This is a genomic window from Bacillus sp. P4_D3 (assembly GCF_056401855.1).
Map to the genome: position 1 here is coordinate 1 of NZ_JBFUIN010000193.1, position 5,864 is coordinate 5,864.

At 33.4% G+C, this 5,864-nt stretch carries 4 protein-coding genes and 1 pseudogene; 2 read left to right on the plus strand and 3 right to left on the minus strand.

Going from position 1 to position 5,864, the window contains the following annotated elements; all coding sequences use genetic code 11:
- Both AC1DTM_RS16750 and AC1DTM_RS16755 read right to left on the minus strand, forming a co-directional pair.
- Positions 1-218, minus strand: a pseudogene (locus AC1DTM_RS16750) (hypothetical protein); the annotation flags it as partial.
- Between the two features lie 657 nt (positions 219-875).
- Complete coding sequence (locus AC1DTM_RS16755) at positions 876-1,589, minus strand: class I SAM-dependent methyltransferase (protein ID WP_088099322.1); 714 nt, start codon at positions 1,587-1,589, stop codon at positions 876-878.
- A gap of 632 nt (positions 1,590-2,221) precedes the next feature.
- Here AC1DTM_RS16755 and AC1DTM_RS16760 point away from each other — a divergent pair.
- Together AC1DTM_RS16760 and AC1DTM_RS16765 are read left to right on the plus strand one after the other, a co-directional pair.
- Positions 2,222-3,274: an ArsR family transcriptional regulator gene (locus tag AC1DTM_RS16760; RefSeq protein ID WP_088099323.1), complete on the plus strand. Its 1,053-nt coding sequence runs from the start codon at positions 2,222-2,224 to the stop codon at positions 3,272-3,274.
- Complete coding sequence (locus AC1DTM_RS16765) at positions 3,271-4,491, plus strand: MFS transporter (protein WP_088099324.1); 1,221 nt, start codon at positions 3,271-3,273, stop codon at positions 4,489-4,491. Before AC1DTM_RS16760 ends, AC1DTM_RS16765 begins: the two co-directional genes overlap by 4 nt.
- An 879-nt stretch (positions 4,492-5,370) precedes the next feature.
- On the opposite strand, the gene AC1DTM_RS16770 is transcribed toward AC1DTM_RS16765, so the two are convergent.
- Positions 5,371-5,796 (minus strand): CPBP family intramembrane glutamic endopeptidase, encoded by a 426-nt coding sequence (locus tag AC1DTM_RS16770; protein ID WP_477000519.1) that lies wholly within the window; start codon positions 5,794-5,796, stop codon positions 5,371-5,373.
- Positions 5,797-5,864 lie beyond the last annotated feature (68 nt).

Consider the following 5,864-nt stretch of genomic DNA (forward strand, 5'->3'; position numbering starts at 1 on the left):
GATATAGGGAGACTTCCAAGTATTTCACTATAAAATAACAACTGTTGTTCAGTATAAGCTAAAATACCTTTCACAGGAGTAGAATTTGCATTTGGTATTCCTACTAAAGCAGATACTCCATTTTGTATTTCATAATAAGTGGTGATCATTCCTTGTATACTTTCAGTTGAAGATATTTTCTCTTGAAAGTCTTTCATTGCTTGTTCTTTTAGACCCATGTTTATCACTCCGTTAATTAAAATGTATAATAGATGTTTTACTAGAAAAGAGAAAATAAAAACGAGTATAATCCTTCTTTTTAGTCAAATACATCCCTCATCTTATTTCCTAATAATACCAATACATAATATTATTATAATATATAGAAAGGACTGAATACAATATCAACATTTCTAAATGAAGCAAAAAACCTACTTCATGAAGAAGGAACGATCCTTTTTCACACACTCCAGAAAAAACGTCATCCTTTTTGTATATTTTCACAAAAAGAATAACGCTTTTTACATTTGAGGATAGTCATATTTCTTAAGTTGATGGGTGTGCGGCTGTACCCCTACTATGAGAAATCCTACTTTTTCTCTGGTTGGGGTAGCACCACATCGCTATCAAGCTAAGAAAAACAAATACCCCCAGAACGAAATTTTGTGCTAACTTTTAACAGAAAAGCTCATTTTTTCGTTTTGGGGTGAATCTATTTTCTTAAGTTGATGGGCATGGGGTCACCATATCATTTTGGGAAAATTGTACGCTTAGACACATTTTAGACAAAAAATAGCCGAATCCCTGTACGTTAAGGAGTCGGCTATTTTTTTTATGTAATCCTTGCTAGTGAAAATAAATAATATAATTTACTTATAGTAATACATCTTTTTTCATTATTTAGTAGACTCTTTCATAAATAAGGCTGTCCATAGCGCAGGCACACCAAATACTTCATTTGATTGTTTAATTTCTTTCATCTTACGTATTTCTATTTCAGAGAAGTCTTTAAAAATGGTTCTTAGCTTTTCATCTGTAAATCCTAGTCCTCCTTTAAGACTTCGTAGTCTGTATACTTCCCAATCTGTTATGTCTGCTCCACCTAATTCTCCACCTTGAACAAAACAAGTGATTGCAAAATGCCCATTTGGTTTTAAAGCTTTTTTTACCAAATTTATATAACTTATTCTTCTGTGTGGAGCAATGTGATGAAGACATCCTGAATCATACACAATATCATATGCTCCCTCTTCAATTTGTAAGTCAAAAATATTGTCGCAAATAAAATTTACATTTACATTTTGTTCTTTCGCTCGTTCTGTCGCCCATTGAATTGATTCTTGCGATAAATCTACTGCATCAACTAAACATCCTTTTTTAGCAAAGTAAATTGCATTCCTGCCTGGACCACATCCGAGTTCCAGGACTTTTCCTGGATTAAGTAATTTTCCCTCAAAATATTTCACTAAATTCTCATCTGGTTTATTAGCAAAAAAGGGGATTCCTTTTTCACGATTAGAATAAAAATCATCCCAAAACTGAGTTGGTTCACGTAATAATGAATCTAACATCTCTAATAAATCTTCATAACTACTAATTGTTTCTCTCAAAATGATCCCTTCTTTACAATTAAATTTTATACTTTAATTGTACTAATAATTCTAAAAATTGTTGTTTCACCGGTGTTAAAATCACTTTAAATTGAAATAAACTTGAATACCCTAAACATTGCTATTTATAGTCATTTAACACACATAAAGGTCCTAATTTTTTCTTTTATATCACGTTAAAGGCAATTGGTTTACTCTTTCTTAAAAACTCATCATAAGTTTAAAAATGCTGTTAGAATTAAAGGCTAATTTCTATTTTTTAAACTTTTCATTACAAATATTACAATGATTTTACAGAAAATGATTACACGTTCTTGTTAAATAAATCTGTTCCTTTAATCCTGTATGGATATTCCCAAAAGTTTATCTGCATCAAATTAAAAAGGATGACATTTTCCAACTTACTTTAGCCTGTGTACAGAAAATTGTCGTTTTTGTTACAGTTGTTTATCAACTTCCTTCCAAATTAGCCTCATTAAAATATATGTAAAATTATTTCTTATCGGAATAGCACATACATTTTAAGGAAAACAAAGTTATTATAGAGTTTTAAAAAATAAAATTCAAAAATTATTGAATTTTATTTTCTGATATTTTAGAATATATATTATAAATAGAAAGGAGGCTTTTAAATGAAACAAACGTATTCCTCACAACTGATTGAAACTATCTCCCTGGAGGTAGAATCTTCACCCGTTTGGGAAGTTATCCTAGGCATAGCAGGATACACACATGCACGAATTAGACATACATTTGATTTAGACGAGAAATGGCTGACAGACCAGAGTTCTATGCCTACGTCACTTATAGATGTTCTACAAGTGATACAAGAGACTAACTTCTGGTACGGATTGCTTATGCTTCAAAACAGATTCTCTTCATCATCTGTTTCAGATTTTTCGAATCACCTTTATAACCTCTCAGCTGACTGTATATATGAAACTCTTTTGCCATATGGAGGTCGGGAGCTTGAACCTTTACGAAAAAAAGCTGTTGAGGCTGCTGCTTTCCGTCATAGCTTAGCCTCATTTGAGGAATATGCTACACATTTTTATGACCATGATTATTTATGTGGATACATTCGAAGTTTAGCTCGTTACTCCCGTGAGGAATTATGTGTCCTTTTTATTGAAGCGATTACAGAATGGCATAGCTGGATAAGTCAGCAAGAGGAATGGGAGAAGTGGAATAAAGCATTATCCTTTGAACAAAAACAACATGATTCATTGGATGTTACTAGACCTGTTGAGGAGATTGAACGTATTACGGATGGAGTGAGATATCAACCAGAACCATCTATTTGGACTGTCAAACTGATTCCTCATGTTTCATATCGCCCCTGGGTTTTAGAGAAAAGAACTTCGGACACTAAATTATTCTTTTATCCATTGAGGGACGAATATTTGCTAGAACCCGGGATACCACCTACTGATCTTGTTCGCGGTCATAAAGCATTAGGAGATGAACTTCGCTTACGATTGCTATACCAATTGTTAAGAGGACCTTCATCCCTCCAAGAGATGAGCACCCAATTCAATATTTCAAAGACTACCCTGCATCATCAACTTTCACTATTGAAAGCTGCCAAATTCATTAAGGCTGATAAAGGGATATATTCCGCCAATCCAACACAGTTCACTCACTTTTCCAGACGTCTTACCCAGTACCTTGGGGATGACATATGAAGACGTACTCTAAATCATTTAAGGCATTATGGATGGGAGAAGTTGTATCGGAATTTGGTGGGGCGGCTGGCGGAATTCTAAATGGACTGTTACTATATCAAGTCACAGGTTCTAAGGAATGGATGGGAGCACTTTGGCTTATTTATTTTATTCCTTCTTTGCTTCTACAAAGTATAAGCACTCCCTTTCTCAATTATGTTGTAAAGGAGAAGGTGCTTCGTAACATACAACTTATTCGTTCCTTTGCATACCTTCTTCCTCTGGTTGGATATATCACAGATAAGTACACAGGAACCATCCTAGGATTGATTATTCTACAATGTACCTTGGGACTGGTGCAGCCCATCTATGCTAGCATTTCTTTTTCCCTGCTCCCTGATATTTGTAAAGAAGAGGAGCTTACTCAGGCAAATGGATTATTAGATGCTACCATTCGCCTTATGAGCTTTATCGCTCCCGGAGCTACATCTTTGTTACTACTAGTAGGTCCTGTACATTTTATTTATGTTTTTTCATCTATTATGTTCTTTATCAGTTTTCTTTCACTCTTACAGATTCCTATAAGAAGTACAGAGAAAGTGGATACCTGGTCAAAAAAGTTTTGGTGGGCTGAAATGAAAACAGGGTACCGTATATTCTTCAAGTATCCTTATCTCTTAAAATTATCTCTTCTTTCCTCCACCGTCCAGTTTGCCGTAGGAGCAGCAATGGTTATTGGTATTCCGTTTATTAAAGGAGAACTTAACGGTCACTCATGGGAATATGCCATCTTTTCTGGTGCTTTCCCAATCGGCTATGCACTAGGAATGGTCTTACTTACGCGGGTTCCTAAAACACCTCAAACTATGTATCTTGGTTTAATCGGAGGAGGTCTCTCCTTTGTACTATTGTTCTTTGTTCATTCCATACCATTAGCTTGGATATGTGAGTTATTCGGAGGGATTGCTTTTCCACTTTTTAATGCTCAAAGTGCAGCAGCTTTTCAGCGTGAAGCCCCTAAAGATCGTCTACCCCAGCTTAGCGCTGTTCGTTTGCTCTTTCTCCGAATCACTATGCCAATAGGCATAGTGTTCGCATCGTCATCCTTCTTACATATGAATATAAGGCAGATATATGGAATTGCAGGTGTAATAATCATCTTACCAGGCTTGTTTTATTTATTGTCCTCACTGTCTCAAAGAAAACTACCAGTGAATAAAGAGAAGAAGACAAGTTGATTACAACAGCTATGTTTTAAACCAATAAATCCCCTTGAGTAGGTGGTTATTTGATATTCTCTACCTACTCCTGTATCTATATTTCTTGTTGCTATCTATAATTAAATCAACAATATTAATAATCTATTTCTTAATATTGCTGTTTATAGCAAAAATGTTCATTTTGACAACCTAAGTAATCATTTGGTAAATATTGTATCACTATGACCTATTTTTACACGTATCTCGGCTGAACCCCTAGTTCCATTGTTACACAGCCCTCTCTTCAAGAAGGAATGATTTTCCCCTTAACGTAGGAAAATCGGCTTTTTATCTTCCATAAAATGTCTTAGCGTGGGTTTTATGTCATTTGGTTGGCGGGACCCCTAAGAGATGGTACTACATCGCTATCATCTTAAAAAAATAAACTACCCCAAAACGAAAAAGCTAACTTTTTAGGATACTACCGTTAAGTCGGGTTATGTCGACTACTTATATATATTTAAAATTAAATAACTTTATTGTCAGTTTACATTTTGTACAAAACACTTTAAATCAAGATCCATATCATAATAAATTAGTCAAAATATAAATATAGGTAAATAAAGAAGAATGAGGGATTCTTATAGAAACGCATATACTTATATTCAATAGTAATTTAGATATGTAAAATAAAAGTGTAGTTATGTTCACCTATAAACTATAAAAACAGATATTTGTTAACTATCTCCATTTTTTTGCTGGCTGAACCCCATCACCATCAAGCTAAGGAAAACGAGATACCCCAAAAACGAAAAGCTAACTTCTTATCCAACTTATGTGAATAAGAAGCTTCATTAGTGGAATCTGAAGGAGGGGTATAGGTTTCTAGATAAATTGACCCCTACTAGGCCTAATTTATTAAAAATACAGGTTTTGTATTGTAAGAGAAATTATATTATCTATCTCATGTATCCAAAACACAATCCAAAATCCAGATACTGTAACATATGCTTTTTCATTTTTTTTATAATAAATCAAATAAGCATAATTATAAAGAATTCCTGTTACTGTAATACATATTATATAAGTTATCCCAAATGGATGATATAAACCAAACATTAATGCTGCAATTAAAATTATTAATAAATCATGTTCACGAATCCAGGGAATACAACGAAGAATCCAGAATAAAAAAACTTGGAAAATTAAAGTTTCTACTATAGGAGCCATAATTAAAACTGATACAATTTGAATATATATAGGTTCATTCTGAGAAGGATTCCTTTGTATTTCTGGTAATAATAAAATAAATGGCCTGGTAATTAAATAGCTTAAAATTACCATAACTAATATAAATGATATTGGATGCAAATTCACAAAAAATTGATGTATTTTTTTTATCACTTATTATC

Coding starts and splice junctions, on each gene's coding strand:
- AC1DTM_RS16760 (WP_088099323.1), top strand. CDS start 2,222: ATGAAACAAACGTATTCCTCACAACTGATTGAAACTATCTCCCTGGAG.
- AC1DTM_RS16765 (WP_088099324.1), top strand. CDS start 3,271: ATGAAGACGTACTCTAAATCATTTAAGGCATTATGGATGGGAGAAGTT.
- AC1DTM_RS16770 (WP_477000519.1), bottom strand. CDS start 5,796: ATGGTAATTTTAAGCTATTTAATTACCAGGCCATTTATTTTATTATTA.